Raw genomic sequence first — 19,345 nt, forward strand, 5'->3', positions numbered from 1 at the left:
TCCAGTATGGGGCGGACGGCGGTATATTGAACATGGGGGCGACGTTTGGCGAGTCGGTTTGCCGGCATCTCGGCGATGACGATGTCAGATGTTGGTGCATGTGGCCATCGTGGATATGCGGAGTTGTTTGCAGGTGGCACCCGGACCGCCAGAATCGGAACGTTCCGGTGCGGAGACGCAGTCCGAAGAAATGCAGCGGTGAGACGCAATGGGGAGCGTGATGGTTCGGGATTCGGAGATAGACGAACTGCGTCGTCGCGTTGTTGAGCTCGCCGAGGTTCTCAGGGATCCGAGCGATCGGGCCGATCCGGTGCTCTGGGCGGCTGCATCCGCTCTGGACGCGGCCGAACTGCTGCTCTCGTCGTATGAGCAACAGCGTACAGCTCAGATGGCCGATAACCGCGGAACCCTGATGGAGGCTCTGGGTAGTGCCCGCGCGGCGGTAGGAGCTGTAAGTTTCGCAGTGAGAGAGGCTGTTGACGAGCGATAACCGGGGCGGGATCGGTGGCTGGCTGCCGGCGGTGTCGCCATGGTGGTCTTGTCTTTTGGGTTAGCTTCCCGGGCTGTTGTAGCCCTTTGCCATGCGGTTGAAGAAGGTCAACCCGATCGCGAACACGATCGGTCCTGCGCAGGGTGATGCGACTGCTAGCCATGACGGGAAAGGAAGTTCGCCCGTGCGCTCCAACAAGTAAGTTGCGGGTAGGTAGGCGATAAACGCCATGGGGACGACGAAGGTCAGCGTGATCAACCCCTCTCTGCTGAAGATGGTGAGTGGGTAGCCGCCGAACCTGGTGAAGGTGTCGTCTACGAGGGATCTCAAGGATTCCGTTGTTGTCAAGCGGAACGACAGTCCGGCAAGGAACGTCTGTATTCCCGCCTCGACCAGTGCGCCGCCGATTAGGCAGGCACATAGGTAGGTAACCTGTGCGCCTGTCCACGTCACTGAAGAACCTGGGGCGAAGGCGATCAAGGAGCCGAACCCGAGGACCGCGTCACCGAGCGCCATGATCGGGGCGTATCTGGTGATGACTTGGGTGAAGACGCTGGTGGGTCTCAGTAGGTAGCGGTCCACATCGCCTTGCTGGATCGCCCGGTCGATGGAGTAGAGAGAGCCGAAAAGGGTGACGTACCCCGCATGCGCGGCGAGTCTCAAAGAGAACACGAAGACAATGTCGTTCAGCGGCCAACCGCCCACGTTGTTGAAACTGGCCAGGAGCACGCCCAGGAACAGCAGTTGGGTTCCCTGGAACCCGACCCCGCCGGTCAGAGCCGACCAGAAGCTCACGCGGTAGGCCATGGCCGCCCGCCAGGATGCCCGGATCAACACCGCCGTCGCACGCAGTTCGTGCCGTAGCACGCTCAAGCGGCTAGGACCGCAGGGCACCTCATCCACCGAGAACCACGACCTTTCGTAGAGCTCGCCGCCAGACCAGATACAACAGCATCCCCAGGACCCCGATCCACATGGCCTGTGTGCCTAGGGTTGCCAGCACTTGTGTGCCCTGCACTGTTCCGAACCAGAGTGACAGCGGAGCGTAAACCTGCGCCTGGAACGGAAGCCAGGCGACGATGCTTTCGAGCCAGCCTGGCATGAACCAGGGCGGGATCACCGCTCCAGATAGGAACGCTGACCCGAAGCGGTAGACGATGAGAGGGCCTGCTATCTCCAACGTCCAGAAGGCCGCCATTGACACCAGCAGATTGATGATCAAAACGTTGGCGACGCCAAGGCACATGGATATGAGCCAGAGGGGGATCCTGTCGAGGCTGGCGGGAGGTTCAAGACCATGCACGGCGAGTCCCACGAGCAGTCCGACGAAACCGATGGGCAGGCGCCCCACCATTGTTCCGGACGCTTGGGCCAGGCATTGGCTCACCAGCGATCGCGGCCGGATCATGTCGACACCGATCTGACCGCGCATGATCCGAAGCGGAAGCGATGAGAACTGCCACGGCATCACAACCGGTTGCAGGCACGCGGCGAGGATGGCGTACGAGGCCGCCACCGCGCCGCTGACGCCGGCAACCTGGTCTTTACCTGCGTACAGGACGCGCCATACTGTCGTCGTCAGGACGATCTGAACGGTCAGCCCTGACACCCCGAAAAGAAGGTCGGATCGATAGGCTAGGACTGACCTCAGACCGCCCCGAAACGGTCCCTTCAGGGGACTCAGGTAGTCCGATACAGCCCTAGCTGACCACATAGTCCCGGCTGGTGTATAGACGGCGGATGATGTCCTCCAATCGCACCTCGCGAACAGCGAGATCGGTAATCGGGTACCGTGCGGTGAGGTCGTGGACGACAGTCGGCGCGTCCACTTCGCGCGGGTCGAAGCGGAGCACGACCTGGCCTCTGTCCGCTGACACGATCTCAGCGAACGGCGTGGAAAGGGTACGGCCGTCGAACTCGCCGCAGTGCACTACCACTTCGCGGTGGACCGCGTAGCGTGTCTTCAGCTCGTTCAATCCACCTTCGTACAGCAGTCTCCCGTGGTCGATAATGACGGCGCGCCGACACAGCTTCTCGACATCCTCCATATCGTGAGTCGTCAGAATTACCGTCGTCCCCTCCCTGATGTTCGCGTCGGCAATGAAGTCTCGTATTCTGCCTTTGGCGACGACATCAAGGCCCACAGTGGGCTCGTCCAGAAATAGAATCCTCGGATCGTGAAGCATAGCTGCAACAAGATCACCACGCATCCGCTGCCCGAGTGACAGTGACCTGACGGGAGTGCTGATGAAGTCGTCGAGTTCGAGCAACTCGCTGAACTTCGCCAGTCGCCGTCGATAGATCCCGTGGTCGATATCGTACAGATCTCTTACTATTTCAAAGGAATCCATCAGTGGAAGGTCGTACCACAGCTGAGTTCGTTGCCCGAACACAACGCCGATGTTCTGCGCGTTGAGCCTCCGGTGCCGCCAAGGAGTGTGGCCTGCTACGACAACGCTGCCCGAGGTGGGCGTAAGGATTCCGGTAAGCATCTTGATTGTGGTCGATTTGCCGGCGCCGTTGGGGCCGAGGAAGCCGACGATCTCGCCCGGCGCAATCCGCAAACTCAGGTTGTCGACAGCGGTTGTCACCGCACGGCTGCGTGTGACCAGTGCGCGGATCCCCGCGAACCGCCCGGGGGGCACATCGGGGCGCGAGAACTGCTTTGTGAGGTTGGTTGCTTCGATAAGCGTCATCTGAGGCGTGCCTCCATGATGCGTTGTCCGTGGTGGTCCAGCGTGTATTCGCGGGACGGGGGATCGTCGAGCAGAAGCTCGCCGCACGGGATCTGTCGCCGGATGGGCGAAGCCGGGAGCGAGGGGGCTGTGTGAAACCTTCCCGGCCAATGGATGCACCATATCGCGTTCGATGCCTGTACCGGCGGTCGTCGGCAGTGAATTTTCGCTGCAACTGTGGCATCGCGCAGCCTTCAAGTCGCGTTGAACACAGCCTGTCATCGGTTTTCGCCGACGATCGAGTGAGATATTGCCCCAGATGCGGTAGCGACTTCCTACGATGTGTGGCATGGCGTCTCTGACTCGCACGGCGGCGTTAGCCCGACCGAGTTTAGAACAGCCATAGGATGATTGGACCCTTGCTGCGCCACTTGTGCTTCGCTAGCCTAAGCAAAGGGGTCATTGCGACACGCACTTTTCCGCCTCCGAGGGAGCGCTGGTATCTTCCATGTCACTTTTGTCGCCACCTGTAACTATCGTTATCACTACATTTAATCTGTATTCGTGCACGAGATGGATGATTGAGTCCATAACCGCAACTCTCGACTCGTCTGACTACGAAATCGTCATTGTTGACGATGGTTCGACTGACGAGACCCGGCATCTGAGGAAGCACTATCGATTCCTTGAGACGGGGGGCGCGGGCCTCTATGCGGCATGGAACAAGGGGATCGAGGCGGCGGAGACGCAACACGTGCTGGTCTGCAACAACGACCTGGCGTTCTGCACGCGAGATTGGTGGCGGTGGCTGCACCAGGCGCTCGCTACGACCGACGCGAAGTTCGTCTACCCCCACCTGATCGAACAGCAGTCACCGTGCAACGAGCTGTACCACGTCACCGCCGAAGCTGATGCGATGTCAGACCTCGTCCTGGAAGACACCTACGGCCGGATCGAGGCCGCATGCTTCGCGCTAGACAAGGCTCTGGTTGATGAGATCGGGCCGTTCGACGCGGACTTCAAGATGTGGTACGGCGAGAAAGACTACGAGATCCGGCTTGCTGCCGCGGGCGTCCGCTACACACGGGTGAAGAACGCAGTGGTGCGGCATTACTCCAGTTCGACTCTCTCTCACGGGCTTCCCGAGCGGGACTTCGCGTTCGACCTGCCTCGAAGCCCTCGGCTGGACGCGGTGGTACGCAAGGATTACGAGATTTTCAAGGCCAAGCACAGCGCGGCCAGTCTCGAACCGCTGGGGTTCACCTTCCCAGAGTTCGGGCGGCATCCACTCGGTCGCGCCGATGCCGAGCCCCCGTGGCGTCAGGCTGCGGATGCGTAGGCTGCGAGGCGCCACCACGAAGTCATCGGTCACGGCCCAATCGACCGGCTACGCGACCCTGAAACTGGTTGAACGTCCGTTTCTGTCGTCGATTCAGCAGCCGAACTTTCGCTCCACGGAGGTCAACACCGACCACGTGGGGTTCAGGATGCAATATGACAGAGGCGGCGTCCGCCTGGATCTGGCCACCATCGCAACGCAATACGACACATGCGATGTTCTGCTCGGCGGCAGCGTCGCCTTCGGGATCGGGGTCTCCTCCGACACCGCGACCTTGGCCGCACAACTCGCTGATCCTGGCGTGCCGTGCGTCAACCTGGGGATACGTGGCGCTACCAGCCAACAGGAGCTAGCGGCGTTCCTGGCACTGGAATCCAGCCTGCCCAAGGTGCGCAGGGTGATCTTGCTGACCGGCGTCAACGAATGCATCCTCGCCGCCCACCCGGTCGCGGAGGTATTCGACGTCTTCGGCGGCGGGTTTCTCAGCCAGGCACGGTCGGCGCGCCACACAGATCTCGAGCGACCTCTGGACGAGGAGATCGCTTCCGATCGCCTTGAACTGCTGTTGAAGCGAGCGGCGGGCAATCTGCGAACCTGGGGCCGATTGAGACGTGCGTTTGGGCTCGACCTGACCGTGGTGATCCAACCAGTTGCCGGGTGGACCCGCAAACAGCTCTCTCGCGCGGAACGGTCAGCCCTCTCTGAAGAGCGCCGTCACATTCAGAGTGCCGAGTGGGTCTCGGGCACCCCGAGATACCAGGCGGTGGCCGGCGCCCTACGTTCGGCCGCGGCCGACAATGAGATCGCGTGTGTCGATTCGAACCCATGGTTCGACCATGCTCCATCGGATCAGACATTCTTCACCGATGTGTGCCACCTGACCGACCAAGGCACCGGCTACCTCGCCGGGCGCCTGCGGGAGTACTGGTGCCTGTGAGAATCCGACGACGAGGTGGGGCGACAGCACCCACCATCTGGGCCCTCGCGCGCCTGACATGGCTCATCGACATGGTGCTCTCACGGGCGGGTCAGACCGCGCAGGCCGAGCAGGACCGCGGGCAGGTTCCTCGCGACCACTATCCGTACTGAAAGGACCAGCGTGATTTTCGGGGCTATTTACCGAGTCGTACTCCGGATCTGCCTGCTGGTCGGTGTTAGGGGCCAGCGTCGGGGCCGTACTCAGCCGGACAGCGGTTGGCAGACGCCGTCGGGAACCCAAGACCTGCGGAGGCCGTTCTGATGCTGGTACTCGGAGTGTCGGCTGGCTACCACGATGCAGCTGCTGCGGTGGCGTCCTCCGGAACAGTCGTGGCGGCGGCGCAGGAGGAGCGCTTCAGCCGGGTGAAGAACGACTCCCGCTTTCCCCGCGGCGCGATCCGAGCGGTCCTGAGGGAAGCCGGAGTGCAACCTGGCGATGTCGACGTCGTCGCCTTCTATGAAAAGCCCCTACTCAAACTGGCCAGGGTCCTGGAGAACGGGCGGCGGCACTATCCGTCTGCGACGGACCTGACCTCGGAAGCTCTGCGGCGCACCCGCCACACGCTGCTGCCAGAGACCACTTTGCGGTGGCAACTAGGCGAAGTTCTCCGGCCTCGTCTCGGCCGGGCCTGGGACGGCGAGCTGGCGTATGTCACGCACCACCGGTCGCACGCCGCATCGGCGTTCTATCCCTCGCCGTACAGGAACGCGGCCATCTTGACAATCGACGGCGTTGGCGAGTTCGCTACCACGTCGATCAGCAGCGGTGTGACCGAAGACAGCGGCCGACGCCGTATCGAGGCCATCGCGGAACAACGCTATCCGCATTCGCTCGGGCTGCTGTACTCCGCGTTCACCCACTTCCTGGGGTTCGAGGTCAACGAGGGCGAATACAAGGTGATGGGACTGGCACCGTACGGAGAACCGCGCCTTGCCTCTGTGATCCGTGACGAGCTGATCGAGGTATCCGACGACGGGGTAGTCGTCATCAACACCGATATCCTCACCTACGCCGTTCGCCGCCAGATGTATAACCCGGCGGAGATGACCAGGGTTCTCGGGATAGGGCCACGGACTAAGACCGACCCGCTCACCCAGGCGCACGCGGACATCGCCGCGTCGCTCCAGGAGGTCACCGAGGACGCGATCTTCGCGCTGGCGGCTGAAGCGCAACGGCGCACACAGAGCTCTCACCTGGTGATGGCAGGCGGAGTTGCCTTGAACTGTGTCGCCAACGGCAAGCTCCTGCGAAGCGGTATGTTCGACGGGCTGTGGATCCAGCCGGCCGCGGGCGACGCAGGCGGTGCGATCGGAGCGGCGCTGGAAGTGTGCCATCGGCGAGAGATCACTCCGGCACGGACATACGGCACTGACCAGATGTCCGGTTCACGGCTGGGACCGGCCTTCGACTCCTCCCGCATCGAGCGTGCGGTGGCGGCATCGGGCCTGCCGTCGACGACGGCGTCACGAGCAGCCACGATCGGGCTGGCGGCCGCCGTACTTGCCGGTGGCGGTGTTGTGGGCTGGTTCCAAGGCCGGATGGAGTTCGGACCGCGCGCGTTGGGCGGACGCTCCATCCTCGCCAACCCCGCTACGGAGAGGATGCAGTCCACACTCAACCGAAGAGTGAAGGGCCGTGAGTCGTTCCGGCCGTTCTCCGCCATGATCCTCCAGGAGGACCTGGCCGATTGGTTCCGCCTCCGTCGACAGGACGATGACGAGGACCCGTCAGCCGAGACGGTGGAGTCGCCGTACATGCTGCTCGTCGGCGCCGCGCTGATGAAACATCGACTGGACTCACGGCAGGTCCCGTCACGTCGCTTGACGATCCCGCCGCCGCCGACAACGACCGTCGCCGCCTGCACACACGTCGATGCCAGCGTTCGCATCCAGACCGTCGGCCCGCGAGACGATCTTCTGCTTCACGATCTGCTGCAGGAATTCAAACGCCTGACAGGACTGCCGTTGCTGGTCAATACGTCGTTCAACCGCAGCTCCGAGCCGATCGTCTGTACACCGGAGGACGCACTCGACTGCTTCGCCGCCACCGGCATGGACGTCCTGTGCCTCGGCACCACGGTCGTGTGGAAACCCGATACTCCGACGACGGTGTCTGCGGTCATCGCGTCGTTCAGCCAGGAGGTGCAGGTATGACCATACGGCGAGTGTTCTGCGCCTCGACGGGATTCCACGTCCTGGTACATCAGGCGATCGTGCTTGCTTGCGGCGATCAGGATGTCGAGAACCATCTCGTCATCTACCATCCCCTCTCGCGTCCGGACAACCCGAACCACATCAGGGGGTTTTCGTTTATCGACGCGATGCTCCTACAAGGTGTCTGGACGAGCGTTATCCCCGCGGGTGATCTGGCGGCACCCTACGATGTCGCCAACGTCCTATCCTCGGCCTCAGCGTTCTCGGTGGCCGCGGAGGCACAACGAGAACTCGATCGTCGCCTGAGCTCTGTGGGAAAGCCCACGGAGGTTTTCATCACCAACCCGACGTGCGGTGCGATCGATCGTCACCTGTGGACATGGGCACGAGCGTGCGATGCGCAGACTCATTTCGTCGAAGACGGAATCAGCGCTTACCTTCCTGCCACATTGAAAGCCGAGATCGACTCGCCGTACACTCGGGACAGAGCCGCCCAGAGCCTGGCCCGGTATCGCGGTCTCGAGCCCGACCTGGATTTGTTGGCGCTCCAGCCGGCTGTGTATCCAGCCCTCCGCTTCGATCAATCGCACGTGCTCCTGCCGGACAAGGTGCCGAGTTCCCTCCACAATGGACAGGTAAGTGAGCTACCGCGTTCCATGGCCAGCGTCGTGCTTCACCGAGCGTTGACCCAACTCCCGGCCAGTTCGGTCGGTCAGCGATCTGACCGTTCGCGGTGGACGGCTGTATACATCTCGCGACCGGACCACGAAGACGGCCTGGTGGATGAGGAGCCGGAGATCGACACCGCGGTTGAGGCGATCCGTGCCATGGTCAGGATGGGGCATCGGGTCGTCGTGAAGCCGCACCCTCGCGACACGAAGGCGAAGATCCAGAGGATCGTCGACATCAGCAAAGCCGACGTCGTCGAGGATGGCGACCACGTGCCGATCGAACTCCTGTTGGCACGGCACCGGCCGCAATTAGCCTGTGGTACCTGGTCTGGATCAGTCCTCTATTCCGCCTTGCTCGCCGGCATCAGCACCTCGTCGGTCATCACGCATCTCGTGCAACGAGCGAACCACCAGGCGTCAACGCTGTTAGCCCGGATCGAACAGCAGTTCCTGCGCATCATGGACGGCGTGCCGAACTACCGACAATGGGAGCAGCTACAGTGAGGAACAAGACTGCCGCCATCATTCCCGTCAAACGGAACAGCACACGATCGCCTGGTAAGAACACCAGGCCTCTCGGTGGGCAACCCCTGGCGGAACGGTTGTTCTCCAAGTGTTCCAGAACGAAACTTGACGCGGTTTTCGTCGATACCGACGATCCGAATGTCGTCGAACTCGCCAGAGGATATGGTTTCGATGTCATCCCGAGGGAACCGTGGCTTGCGACGGACGAGGCCAATGGGAACGACCTGATAGTCCACCACGCCGCCATCGTCGACGCTGATCTCTACTTTCAACTGTTCGTCACCGCACCGTTCCTCCGCCCGGAGACCATCGACGCTGCCATAGACGTCCTGGCCACAGGTGGCAACTACGACTCGGTCTTCACCGCAATCGAGATCTACACCTGGTTCTGGTTTGACGGCAAACCGGTGAACTATGACCCGAAGGAGCTCCCGAGGTCCCAAGACGCGCGACCCATAGTGCAGGAGACAACCGCCTTGTACGGCATCACCGCGGAGGCGCTGCGGGCCGGACAGTGCCGGATCGGGGAGAAGCCCTACCCGCTCCTGGTCGATCAAATCGAAGCACTCGATATCGATACCGATCTTGATTTCGAGCTGGCGGAGTACTACGAGCAGCGGGCCGCGCCGTGAACCCGCCCGGCACAGGACCCGCACCGATACCGATCACGGTGATGATCGCGGGATGTGGCGCTCGCGGAGCGATCAACGCCGTGATCGACGGGCTGCGGAGGTCTCGCACCTTCGACGTCCGGATCGTTGGTACGGATGCCGACGAGTTCGCAGCAGGCCGGGGGCTCGTCGATAGCTTCGTCCAGATTCCCCGGGCAGACGTCGGCGGCTATCGCGAAGCCGTCGCGCGAGTCGTGGATGAGCACCAGCCGGTGGTCGTCTTTCCATTGGCGGACCAGGAGATCGGCGCGCTCCACGAGCTCAGCGACGGTTTGGGGTTCATGCTGGCGGCGCTCAACCGTGTCAGCGCCCCCCTGTGTCTCGATAAGGCCGCTGGCCTGCGCATGCTGCACGAGCACGGACTATCTGAGGGCGCCGCGGTGGTAGTGACGAAGCCTGGGGAGATCCGTCGCGCTGTGGAAATCGAGCATCCGAGGCTCCGGATGCCGTTGATCGCGAAGCCTCGATCGTCGAGCGGTGGGCGGGACGCCTGGCTCCTGGAAGACAGCCCCACACCTCTTGCGGATTGGGAGAGCGAGTTCATCAGGGTGGTGTCCGTGGATGAGTTCGAGACCTTGAATCAGGATCGTCTCGCGCAGTTCGTCCTGATGCCGTTCATCGCGGGCTCCCATTACACCGTCGCCTGCGTGACGATCCAAGACCAGCTCGTCGTGCTGCCGATCCGCCGCCGGCGATTCAGCCCTGGCGTCACCTGGAGCGGACAGCTGGTCGAGCACCCGCGAATCGACGCCGTCATGAGGAAGCTGGACTCCATCATCGGCCTCGCGCCGATAGCGAACGTGCAACTGGTCGAAGACAGCGACGGTGCCCTCACCGTGTACGAGATCAATCCGAGGTTGTCCACCACCTCGAGCGTCTTCAGCAGCATTGGTGTCAACGTGCCGGACGCTCTGCTACACGAACTGACTGGCCGGGACTTCAACCTGGGGCCAGCGCCGTGGGGTGCAACCTTCGCCCGCTATGCCCAGGAGGTTGTCTGGTATGGAGATGCTGCACATGACTGACACCACCGTTCGGCCCCAGGCGACTGTCGTGAGGATGGCGCACCGGCGCCGATCTCTCTTCGAATACCTGGTCCCGACCAGAGACGTGACAGCTCGCAGCGTCATCGTTCTCACTCACCTGCTACCGGACAGCCGGGAGTATCTGGCGGCGATCCAGCGGGTGGCCAGCGTTGCTTGCGTGATCGCTGTTCCCTATTCGTGCGATCACGCCATGTTGCGGGAACTGCGGGACGACGGGGTAACCGTCCTGACACCCACGCTGGACGATCTGCTCAGCCCGGTGAAGCTTGGTCAGCTGGTCAGCCCTTATGTGCCTGCGACCGGAGACCTCGCGATCACTGAGATCGGTGGCTACTTCGCCGGAGTCGTACCGGAGCTCGCGCGGCAACTGGGACATCGATTCCGGGGTGTGATCGAGGATACGGCGGCCGGGCATCGGCGCTATCAATCCGCGACGCCGGTGCTGCCCTGCCCGGTGGTCTCGGTGGCCAGGAGCAGCCTCAAAGAGGCTGAGGATGTCCTGGTGGGGGAGTCGTGTCTGCACTCCACGGAAGCGATGTTGCGGGCTATCGGGGAGTTCGTCCGCGGTCGGCATGTTCTGGTGCTGGGCTATGGCAGGGTAGGCCAAGGCCTGGCCCGCAGCCTGGCTGGCCGGCGGTGTCATGTGATGGTGTATGACGTCGACCCGGTGCGGCGTGCGGTGGCACTCAATGAGGGTTTCGCCATTCCCACCCGGTCGGCGGCGCTCAGGTCGGCCGAGATCGTGTTCGGTGCGACCGGACAGCAGTCCCTGGATGTGTCGGATCTCGATCTGCTGCGTGATGGAGTCGTGCTCGCCAGCTGCTCGTCGAAACAGGTTGAGTTCGCCGAGGGACTGCGAGCAGCCGCTTCCCGCTCCCGCGCTGTCACCCCTCGGGTGACCGAGCATGTGATGAGGTCTCGCCAGTGGCTGATGCTCAACGACGGTCGCCCTGTCAACTTCTCGGATCAGGTCTCGATCGGCCCGGCGTTGAGCCTCGTGCAAGCCGAGATCGTCTGCGCGATCGACGGGGTACTGAGTGGCGGTTTCGGGCCTGGGATTCATGAGATGGACGAGACCTTGCGGCAGAAGATCGCAGAGGCATGGATCGATATGAACTGCTCGGCCGAGGACGGACGGCTGCTGTGGACTTGATGTTCACCGCCCAGCTGCACATTTGGCCAACCGGGAAATCGAATGGGAGAAGGAGGAGCTATGCCGTCGGCATTGGTCACGGGTGGACTGGGGTTTCTCGGCTCGCATCTGGTCGAGGAACTCGTCAGCAGAGGCATCGACACGACAGTGGTGGACAGCAAGATCTGCCCTGTGGTGAGCGAGGACACACTACCGGCCCGAGTGGTCGTCGTGGACGCCGCCGACTACGACGGTGAGGGGCGACAGTTCGACTATATCTTCCATCTGGCTGACCTCGCGGGGCCTGCTGGGATCCTGCCGTACGCCGGGCAGATCGCCGAACGGACGATCAACGGGCTGACGAACGTGATGCGGCTGGCGGTGCCAGGGAAAACCCGGATGTTGTTCGTGTCGTCGTCGGAGATCTACGGGAAGGCGGGATGCTATCCCGAAAGCGAGCCCGCGCTGATCTACACGCCCTACACTGTGCGGCTCGAGTACGCCGCAGCCAAGAGTCTGGCGGAAATCACGCTGTTGAACCACAGCGCTCGAGCCGGCCTGCACGCGAACGTTATCCGGCCGTTCAACATCGCGGGGCCTCGCCAGTCAAGCCGGGGCGGGTTCGTGATTCCCCGGTTCTTCGAGGCCGCCTTGACTGGCCAACCGCTCACTGTCTTCGGCGACGGCAGTCAGATTCGTACGTTCACGCACGTCGAGGACACCGTAGGCAGCATCCTGGCAGCGACGTTGACAGACCAGTCGGGCGAGATCTTCAACTCTGGCAACCCCGGCAACAAGGTGAGTATTCTGGACCTCGCCGAGCAGGTCCGCGCACTGTGCGGCAGCTCCTCGCCGATCGAACTGGTTGATCCGCGTGATCTGTTCGGAGCGAGCTACGCCGAAAGTTTCGACAAAGTCCCCGACGTCCGCAAGATCGGCGACCGCCTCGGCTGGCAGGCCAAGCGGTCACTCGGTGATCTGCTCGACGATGTGCACGCCTCCTACACCGCCGCGCGCGAGGAGGCCGGATGAGCAGCGATCTCATCGCGATCTCGACCTCGAGTTTCGGTACGCAGGGCGAACGAGTACTGACGGGCAGCGGCTTGCAGGTCCGGCGGAACACCCTCGGGCGGAAGCCGGACGGTCATGAGCTCCGAGTCTTGCTGCGGGGCGCACGGGCCTTGATCGCCGGCACCGAACAGCTCGATCGGGCGATGCTCGAAGAGTGCGACGAGCTGCGGCTGATCTCGCGGTGCGGTGTCGGGGTCGACAACGTCGATCTTGACGCGGCCCAGAGCCTGGGCATCAAGGTCGTTACTGCTGCCGGCGGGGTCTACCGTTCCGCGGCGGAGCTCACTGTCTCGCTGATGCTGGCCGTGGCACGGCGCGTATGCGAAGCCGACCGGAAAATGCGGGACGGCGACTGGACTAAACTCATGGGGCGTGGACTGGTGGGCGCCGCTGTCGGCTTGATCGGCTGCGGCAATGTGGGCAAGGCTGTCATCCAGCTGCTGTCCGGTTTCGGCGTGGCGGTGAAGATCTACGACCCAGTCCCTCCGGAACCGGCGTTCCTGGCCTCCTCCAATGCCGCGATGGCCAGCAAGGCGGAGCTGCTGCGCACCTGCGACGTCATCACGGTCCACGCCGCGGCAACCACGACGCAACCCGTCCTCGGCCGCCAGGACTTCGAGATGGCCAAACCGGGTGCGATCATCATCAACACTGCACGTGGGCACCTCGTCGATCACGATGGCCTGTTCGACGCGCTAACCACAGGCAGGGTGGCTGGTGCCGGCCTCGACGTGCACGTGGCCGAACCCTACGACGGTCCGCTGTCCAAGCTGGACAACGTGGTCCTGACCCCCCATATGGGCTCCTACGAGCAGTCGTCGCGCACTGCGATGGAGGTCGAGGCCGCGCAGAACGTGGTCGATGCCTGGGCAACGCTGGGCGGTACACCGTGACCTCTCGTTGGGCCCCGGCAGGGCTTCGGGGAGACTACGACATCGTCGCGCTCGGGGAGGTGCTGCTCCGGCTGGACCCCGGCCATGGTCGTGTCCGCACCGCCCACAACTTCGCGGTGTGGGAAGGCGGCGGGGAATACAACGTGGCTCGTGCTCTCGCCAAATGCTTCGGCCTCCGTGCCGCCATCGTGACAGCTCTGGTCCGCAATGACGTCGGCCTGCTGATCGAAGACTTGATGATGCGAGGTGGAGTCGACACCGGTGGCGTCGTCTGGCGAAATGGAGCCGACCCTGAGAAAGGGGTGCGGAACGGGCTGACCTTCGCAAGCCGAGGCTTCGGAGTGCGACGGGCCCAGGCCACAGTCGATCGCAGCCACACCGCCGCCAGTATGATCGCCCCCTCCGATGTCGACTGGACAGAGCTGTTCAGGACGTGCCGGGTCCGGTGGTTCCACTCCGGTGGAGTCTTCGCGGCGCTGTCGGACAACACTGCCGAGACCGCGAGAGCGGCGATGACGGCGGCACGTCGGGCCGGAACGACCGTGTCCTATGACCTGAACTACCGTCCCTCGCTCTGGACGGCCCGAGGCGGCCCGGAGGGCGCCCAAGCAGTGACCAGTCAACTGGTCGAGCTAGCCGACGTTGTGACCGGCAACGAGGAGGAGTTCGCGCTGTGCCTGGGCATCGAGAGCCCACCTCTCGACGCTGGTCTGACGACGGAGACGATGGGGTCCTACGCGGAGCTGGCCGCGCAAGTCGGCAACCGCTTCCCCAATCTGCGCGGCGTCGCAGTGAGCGCGAGGAGCGTGTCGAGCGCAAGCCACAACGACTGGTCGGGGGTGTATTGGTCACGGGATGAGGGAGCGTCCCTCGGCCCGATCCACCACGACTTGGACATCTTTGACCGTGTTGGTGCAGGAGACAGCTTCGCCTCGGGCCTAATCTTCTCCCTGCTGTCCGGACACACGGCGAGCAAGGCCGTGGAGTATGCGGTCGCGCATGCGGCGTTGACGATGACCACCCCCGGTGACACTTCGAGCTCGTCACTGGACGAGGTCGAGGCGTTGATCAGCCGGGCAGCTCCGCGGATCGATCGATGACGAAGGGATTGTCAGTGCGGGCTCTGAGGATCGGCGTGGTGGTCCACGCGTATCCACCCGTTTTCAACAGCGGGTCGGAGGTGATGCTGCATCACCTCCTGCAGCATCTGTCCAAGCGTGGGCACACCGTGACCGTAGCGCTGACTAGGCAGACAGGCACGGAATACCAGCTTGACGGCATCAAGGTCGTCTCCTGCGGGCCGCTGGCCGACGCTCTCCCGGATTGTGTCAAGGACAGCGACCTGCTCATCACTCACCTGGAAAGCGCGCCGGCGACAGGGTTCCATGCCGCACAGTGCGGTATTCCAGTCGTCCAGTTGCTCCACCTCAATTGCATGCTGACCCGCGACTGGCTGGTGACCGCGCCGGCGCTGACGGTCTGCTGCTCGAACGAGGTACTGCGGTCATTCCACGCAGTGACCGGAGACGATGTTTCACCCAGCAACTCCACGATCGTGGTACGTCCGCTGGTCGACCCGGCCCGATATCGTACCGAGCCTGGAGATCGTGTCTCCATCGTCAATCTCTGCCGGGATCGGATCGACTACTCGGTCCCAGGTGGACTGCCGATGGGCAAGGGCGGCCAGCTCTTCTGGAAGATCGCCGAACAGCTTCCTGAAATCCAGTTCCTGGCCGTCCGCGGCGTGTACGGCGACCAGGACGTCAGGGACTTACCCAATGTCGAGGTGCTGGAACACGTTTCCTCCGCGAAGATGCGCGACGAGGTGTATGCCCGCACGCGCATCCTGCTTGTCCCCTCAGCATATGAAGCGTGGGGACGAGTGGGTACCGAGGCGATCGTCTCGGGAATTCCGGTCATCGCGTCAACGACACCAGGGCTGATGGAATCGCTGGGGGAAGCCGGCACGTTCGTGGACACGTCCGATGTCGATGGTTGGATTCGCGCGATCACACAGTTGACCACTCCCGCCCGCTGGCACGCGGCGTCGCAGAAGGCGCTGGCCCGTTCTGCGGAACTCGAACGGGCGAACGACCTGAACATTTGGCACCAACACATCGAAAGGGTGGCGGCATGACCGGTCAGACGGACGACCCGCAAACCGAGGAACGGGCAGCGGCGGTCGAGCGGATCGAGCTGGTGGTCAGGAAAGAAATGTCCGGCGAAGGCACTGGCCACGACTGGTGGCACGTCCTGCGGGTTCGGAGGCTCGCTGAGCGCATCGGTGAGACCGAACAGTGCGACGACACGCTGGTGTCCGTGGCGGCTCTGCTGCACGACATCGCGGACTGGAAACTGAACGGGGGAGACGAGTGGGCAGGCCCACGCCGTGCGCAGGAGATTCTTGACGCCGAACCGCTGCTCAAGCACTACGGGGAACCCGTATCGGACATCATCCACTCGATGTCGTTCCGTGGCGCCCGGGTACCGGACAGGAAAGGCTCCATCGAGCTGGACATCGTGCGGGACGCGGACCGGCTCGACGCGATGGGAGCGATCGGCATCGCCCGAGCCTTCACCTTCGGCGGTGCGCACGGGGAACTCATCCACGATCCCGACGCGACACCGATCGCCCATCGCAGCGCAGAGGATTACCTGACGCTCAAGTCCAGCACCATCAACCATTTCCGGGAGAAGCTTCTCCTGCTGCGCGACCGCATGACCACACAGGCCGGCCGTGAGATCGCCCACGAACGACACCGTTACATGGAGGAGTTCGTCGAACGATTTCTGTTGGAGTGGGATCTCGGGTGCTAAGCAGACCTGACCAGCACGGCGGTCGCGTCGTCGTGGCATTTCGCCCGCGGCCAGCGCTCTCCGGCTGCGTCCCCGGTCTCCGTCTCCCGCAGTCGGGCGATCATGCCAGACAGGTCACCGCGCTGCATGTCAGCGGCGATGTCGGACCATCCTGCGAGATCGAAGAAGGTCAACCGTGCCATCCCGTCTGTCGCCAGCAACACCACATCGGACTCGGGGATAGCGACAGTGCCGGTCAGGGCGTGGTCGGCGGCCTCCGGCAGGTCGGACGCCACCCAGTAGCCACCGGAGACGTTCCGGCGAGCCTGCAGCGCGGCACGGTGACGACGCACCGCCTCCTGATGCGCGGCGGATCCGCCGACGGCAGCGCGTACTTCGGAGTACGTCGCCAGCGCCTCCCCGCGGATACGGTCATCGGTGACAACGGTTTCGTTCTCACCTGGATCGAGGATGAGGAACGAGTCGCCGAGCACGAGGTACTCCAGGCTCCCGATGGGGGATGTCCGGGTCATGACCACCGTGCTGGCCGGGCTTGGGTGCCTGTCGGGGCAGCTGCGGGAGTGCAGACGCCTGACTTCGTCGATCGCCTCACGCAGACAACTGATGAGCGTGTTCCCATGGTCGATCAACCGGACGAGAGCGCTGCCCAGGGCGGTGACGAACCGGCACGTGTCATACGGGCACGACGCCACCTGATCAGGCGGCGGCGCGCCGTCGAGAACAACAGCAAAATTAGGTCCTATGGCGTAGTAATCCTCATTGCGTCCCGGTACAGCTGCAGAACTAAATGCGTATCCGGCGGACAATAGTATCTCCAATTCTGCCCGAGGTAGTCATATCTTTTACTGCGCCGCAGTATCGTAGCATGACAAGCGAGGGTTTGAGATGAGTAAAAAAGCGACGACGCTAGTTGTGAGCCCGCACGCGGACGACGAGGTGCTGGGCTGCGCCTCCGTTCTCGGCGAAGACACACACGTCCTCTATATCGGAGTCGACGACTTTCACGTAGTTTCTGCGGAGGAAAGAACCAAAGAGATCGCGGCCGTGGCCGAGGCGCAAGGGTTCAGTTGGGATGTCGGCGAGTTCCAGGTCAACAGTTACCACCGAGACCTGAGTGGAATTATCGGATTCATCGAATCCGCGGTGCTGAGCATTCGACCACAGCGCCTATTCAGTCCGATCCCGTCTTACAATCAGGACCATCGTACTGTCTGGAGGGCTGTCCAGGCCGCCACTCGCCGGCACGACACGATCTTCTTCGTCCCCGAGATCTACCTCTACGAGGAGCCCGACAACTTCCTGGACAGTACCTACCCGTTCAAACCACAGATGTACCTTGACCTGGATCTGGACCGCAAGCTGGTCCTGAATTCCCTGCACGCGTCGCAGGTCCGGGGACACCGATCCCCGGATGTTCTGCGCGCGATGGCCTCGACACGTGGCCTTCAGAGCAAGCTAGCCTCGGCGGAGGCGTTCGAGGTCGTGCGCCAGGTGGTCACACGATGACGAGTCGAGGGGGTGCTCGTGCGCCGGGATCCCGGTGTGTCGTCGTGGGCCTTGGCTATGTCGGTATCCAGCTTGCACGCCAAGCGGTGGCCGCGGGATATGAGGTTGTCGGCCTGGACGAGTCGCCTCAGGTCGTCGCCAATCTGACGGCGATGCGAACCCGCGCCGGCGTCATCGACGCGGCAGACCTGCAAGAGATGCATGCTCAGGGCTTCCGGGCCACCACCGATCCCGAGGTGCTCTCCGCCGCTGAGGTGATCGTGATCTGTGTGCCGACGCCGCTGACAGTCGCACGAACCCCGGACCTCACGATGCTGACCCGCGCGGCGGCATCGATCGGCTCGCGACTTCAGCGAGACAGCCTCGTCGTTCTCGAATCGACGACCTACCCGGGAACTACCGACGGTGTGCTGTGCAAGATCTTGGAGAAAGAGTCAGGCTTGATCGCAGGTCAAGATTTCGCCTTGGCGTTCAGCCCTGAACGGGTCGACCCTGGCAGGGCGTCCCACAACTTGGTGAACACGCCCAAAGTCGTTGGTGGATACACGGCCGCGTGCACGGAACGCGCGCGCAGGTTCTATGGGAAGTTTGTCACCGCGGTCATCGAGGCGAGTGGCACTAAAGAAGCGGAGATGTCCAAACTTCTCGAAAATACCTACCGTATGGTGAACATCGCTCTCGTGAACGAGATGGCGGTTCACTGTCACGAATTGGGTATCGACGTGTGGAACTCGATCGACCTGGCCGGGACCAAACCGTTCGGGTTCGAGGCGTTCTACCCTGGGCCTGGCGTCGGCGGCCATTGTATCCCCGTGGACCCTCTATATCTGGCGCACTATGTTCGAGAAGCGTTGGGCGTGGATTTCGAGCTCGTCGAATTGGCTGCTCGGGTCAACGAAGGAATGCCCGGCTACGTGACCAGGCGGGTCCTGCAGGCGCTGCGGCGTGCGCGGACAGAACCTCGCGACGCCACGGTGCTCCTGCTGGGCCTGTCCTACAAGCCCAATGTGGCTGACGGCCGCGGCTCACCGGCAGTACCGATCGCGGAGTTGCTGTCGGACCGCGGTATCCGCGTGCAGTACCACGACCCACATGTGTCCGAACTCGTGCTGCCCGGCGCTGACGCCGTCAACGACCCGGTCTCGGCTGCCAAGGCGGCGGACGTCACGGTGCTGCTGCAGAACCACAAGCAGTACGACCTGTCCGCGCTCGAAGAAGGCGCGGTGTACCTGCTGGACACCCGTGGCGTCCTGAAGGAGGCAGAACGCCTCTGAAGCCGCGGTGGTTGCGAGCCCCGCGACGCGCGGAATAGCGGTCGCCCGGCAGCGCCGGAACTTCGGCGGCAGTCGGGTGGATCGTGCGCTCCTGGCGTCACGA

General features: G+C 63.1%; 18 protein-coding genes. 14 read left to right on the forward strand and 4 right to left on the reverse strand.

Annotated features, from left to right (window positions below):
* Window positions 1-550: 550 nt before the first annotated feature.
* The 3 genes from ACIBTM_RS35415 to ACIBTM_RS35425 all read right to left on the reverse strand — a co-directional run bounded on the left by ACIBTM_RS35415 (window position 551) and on the right by ACIBTM_RS35425 (window position 3,186).
* A complete protein-coding gene (locus ACIBTM_RS35415) occupies window positions 551-1,393 on the reverse strand; it encodes an ABC transporter permease (RefSeq protein WP_395881498.1) in 843 nt (280 codons plus the stop codon).
* Window positions 1,386-2,099 (reverse strand): ABC transporter permease, encoded by a 714-nt coding sequence (locus tag ACIBTM_RS35420; protein WP_395881499.1) that lies wholly within the window; start codon window positions 2,097-2,099, stop codon window positions 1,386-1,388. Before ACIBTM_RS35420 ends, ACIBTM_RS35415 begins: the two co-directional genes overlap by 8 nt.
* Before the next feature lie 91 nt (window positions 2,100-2,190).
* Window positions 2,191-3,186, reverse strand: a complete 996-nt coding sequence (locus ACIBTM_RS35425) for an ATP-binding cassette domain-containing protein (RefSeq protein WP_395881500.1) — start codon at window positions 3,184-3,186, stop codon at window positions 2,191-2,193.
* A 487-nt stretch (window positions 3,187-3,673) separates the two neighbouring features.
* On the opposite strand from ACIBTM_RS35425, the gene ACIBTM_RS35430 reads away from it, so the two are divergent.
* The 12 genes from ACIBTM_RS35430 to ACIBTM_RS35485 all read left to right on the forward strand — a co-directional run bounded on the left by ACIBTM_RS35430 (window position 3,674) and on the right by ACIBTM_RS35485 (window position 16,462).
* Window positions 3,674-4,504: a glycosyltransferase family 2 protein gene (locus ACIBTM_RS35430; protein WP_395881501.1), complete on the forward strand. Its 831-nt coding sequence runs from the start codon at window positions 3,674-3,676 to the stop codon at window positions 4,502-4,504.
* Entirely contained in the window at window positions 4,497-5,441 is a 945-nt protein-coding gene (locus ACIBTM_RS35435) for an SGNH/GDSL hydrolase family protein (RefSeq protein ID WP_395881502.1), read from the forward strand. Before ACIBTM_RS35430 ends, ACIBTM_RS35435 begins: the two co-directional genes overlap by 8 nt.
* 302 nt (window positions 5,442-5,743) lie before the next feature.
* Window positions 5,744-7,636, forward strand: coding sequence for a carbamoyltransferase (locus tag ACIBTM_RS35440; RefSeq protein ID WP_395881503.1), 1,893 nt, complete (start codon window positions 5,744-5,746; stop codon window positions 7,634-7,636).
* Complete coding sequence (locus tag ACIBTM_RS35445) at window positions 7,633-8,811, forward strand: polysialyltransferase family glycosyltransferase (protein ID WP_395881504.1); 1,179 nt, start codon at window positions 7,633-7,635, stop codon at window positions 8,809-8,811. The genes ACIBTM_RS35440 and ACIBTM_RS35445 overlap by 4 nt, the downstream gene beginning before the upstream one ends.
* A complete protein-coding gene (locus ACIBTM_RS35450; RefSeq protein WP_395881505.1) occupies window positions 8,808-9,464 on the forward strand; it encodes a cytidylyltransferase domain-containing protein in 657 nt (218 codons plus the stop codon). Before ACIBTM_RS35445 ends, ACIBTM_RS35450 begins: the two co-directional genes overlap by 4 nt.
* A 41-nt stretch (window positions 9,465-9,505) precedes the next feature.
* Window positions 9,506-10,528 carry an ATP-grasp domain-containing protein gene (locus ACIBTM_RS35455; protein ID WP_395881610.1) on the forward strand — a complete coding sequence of 341 codons (1,023 nt, stop codon included), beginning with the start codon at window positions 9,506-9,508 and terminating at the stop codon, window positions 10,526-10,528.
* Window positions 10,506-11,702, forward strand: a complete 1,197-nt coding sequence (locus ACIBTM_RS35460) for an NAD(P)-dependent oxidoreductase (RefSeq protein ID WP_395881506.1) — start codon at window positions 10,506-10,508, stop codon at window positions 11,700-11,702. The genes ACIBTM_RS35455 and ACIBTM_RS35460 overlap by 23 nt, the downstream gene beginning before the upstream one ends.
* A gap of 60 nt (window positions 11,703-11,762) precedes the next feature.
* Window positions 11,763-12,713 carry an NAD-dependent epimerase/dehydratase family protein gene (locus ACIBTM_RS35465; RefSeq protein ID WP_395881507.1) on the forward strand — a complete coding sequence of 317 codons (951 nt, stop codon included), beginning with the start codon at window positions 11,763-11,765 and terminating at the stop codon, window positions 12,711-12,713.
* Window positions 12,710-13,645 carry a phosphoglycerate dehydrogenase gene (locus tag ACIBTM_RS35470; RefSeq protein ID WP_395881508.1) on the forward strand — a complete coding sequence of 312 codons (936 nt, stop codon included), beginning with the start codon at window positions 12,710-12,712 and terminating at the stop codon, window positions 13,643-13,645. Before ACIBTM_RS35465 ends, ACIBTM_RS35470 begins: the two co-directional genes overlap by 4 nt.
* Complete coding sequence (locus ACIBTM_RS35475) at window positions 13,642-14,745, forward strand: PfkB family carbohydrate kinase (protein WP_395881509.1); 1,104 nt, start codon at window positions 13,642-13,644, stop codon at window positions 14,743-14,745. The genes ACIBTM_RS35470 and ACIBTM_RS35475 overlap by 4 nt, the downstream gene beginning before the upstream one ends.
* Window positions 14,742-15,782, forward strand: coding sequence for a glycosyltransferase family 4 protein (locus tag ACIBTM_RS35480; RefSeq protein WP_395881510.1), 1,041 nt, complete (start codon window positions 14,742-14,744; stop codon window positions 15,780-15,782). The genes ACIBTM_RS35475 and ACIBTM_RS35480 overlap by 4 nt, the downstream gene beginning before the upstream one ends.
* Window positions 15,779-16,462: an HD domain-containing protein gene (locus ACIBTM_RS35485; protein ID WP_395881511.1), complete on the forward strand. Its 684-nt coding sequence runs from the start codon at window positions 15,779-15,781 to the stop codon at window positions 16,460-16,462. The genes ACIBTM_RS35480 and ACIBTM_RS35485 overlap by 4 nt, the downstream gene beginning before the upstream one ends.
* On the opposite strand, the gene ACIBTM_RS35490 is transcribed toward ACIBTM_RS35485, so the two are convergent.
* Window positions 16,459-16,974 (reverse strand): hypothetical protein, encoded by a 516-nt coding sequence (locus ACIBTM_RS35490; protein WP_395881512.1) that lies wholly within the window; start codon window positions 16,972-16,974, stop codon window positions 16,459-16,461. The genes ACIBTM_RS35485 and ACIBTM_RS35490 overlap by 4 nt on opposite strands.
* A gap of 373 nt (window positions 16,975-17,347) precedes the next feature.
* Between ACIBTM_RS35490 and ACIBTM_RS35495 the strand changes: the two genes are divergently transcribed.
* Together ACIBTM_RS35495 and ACIBTM_RS35500 are read left to right on the forward strand one after the other, a co-directional pair.
* A complete protein-coding gene (locus ACIBTM_RS35495) occupies window positions 17,348-17,968 on the forward strand; it encodes a PIG-L deacetylase family protein (RefSeq protein WP_395881513.1) in 621 nt (206 codons plus the stop codon).
* Window positions 17,969-18,012: 44 nt separating this feature from the next.
* Window positions 18,013-19,242: a nucleotide sugar dehydrogenase gene (locus ACIBTM_RS35500; RefSeq protein WP_395881514.1), complete on the forward strand. Its 1,230-nt coding sequence runs from the start codon at window positions 18,013-18,015 to the stop codon at window positions 19,240-19,242.
* Window positions 19,243-19,345: the final 103 nt, after the last annotated feature.

This window comes from Amycolatopsis sp. NPDC049868, from assembly GCF_044461365.1.
In the GTDB taxonomy this organism is placed as follows: domain Bacteria; phylum Actinomycetota; class Actinomycetes; order Mycobacteriales; family Pseudonocardiaceae; genus Amycolatopsis.

Coding starts and splice junctions, on each gene's coding strand:
- ACIBTM_RS35425 (WP_395881500.1), bottom strand. CDS start 3,186: ATGACGCTTATCGAAGCAACCAACCTCACAAAGCAGTTCTCGCGCCCC.
- ACIBTM_RS35430 (WP_395881501.1), top strand. CDS start 3,674: ATGTCACTTTTGTCGCCACCTGTAACTATCGTTATCACTACATTTAAT.
- ACIBTM_RS35435 (WP_395881502.1), top strand. CDS start 4,497: ATGCGTAGGCTGCGAGGCGCCACCACGAAGTCATCGGTCACGGCCCAA.
- ACIBTM_RS35440 (WP_395881503.1), top strand. CDS start 5,744: ATGCTGGTACTCGGAGTGTCGGCTGGCTACCACGATGCAGCTGCTGCG.
- ACIBTM_RS35445 (WP_395881504.1), top strand. CDS start 7,633: ATGACCATACGGCGAGTGTTCTGCGCCTCGACGGGATTCCACGTCCTG.
- ACIBTM_RS35455 (WP_395881610.1), top strand. CDS start 9,506: ATGATCGCGGGATGTGGCGCTCGCGGAGCGATCAACGCCGTGATCGAC.
- ACIBTM_RS35460 (WP_395881506.1), top strand. CDS start 10,506: ATGGAGATGCTGCACATGACTGACACCACCGTTCGGCCCCAGGCGACT.
- ACIBTM_RS35465 (WP_395881507.1), top strand. CDS start 11,763: ATGCCGTCGGCATTGGTCACGGGTGGACTGGGGTTTCTCGGCTCGCAT.
- ACIBTM_RS35470 (WP_395881508.1), top strand. CDS start 12,710: ATGAGCAGCGATCTCATCGCGATCTCGACCTCGAGTTTCGGTACGCAG.
- ACIBTM_RS35480 (WP_395881510.1), top strand. CDS start 14,742: ATGACGAAGGGATTGTCAGTGCGGGCTCTGAGGATCGGCGTGGTGGTC.
- ACIBTM_RS35485 (WP_395881511.1), top strand. CDS start 15,779: ATGACCGGTCAGACGGACGACCCGCAAACCGAGGAACGGGCAGCGGCG.
- ACIBTM_RS35490 (WP_395881512.1), bottom strand. CDS start 16,974: ATGACCCGGACATCCCCCATCGGGAGCCTGGAGTACCTCGTGCTCGGC.
- ACIBTM_RS35495 (WP_395881513.1), top strand. CDS start 17,348: ATGAGTAAAAAAGCGACGACGCTAGTTGTGAGCCCGCACGCGGACGAC.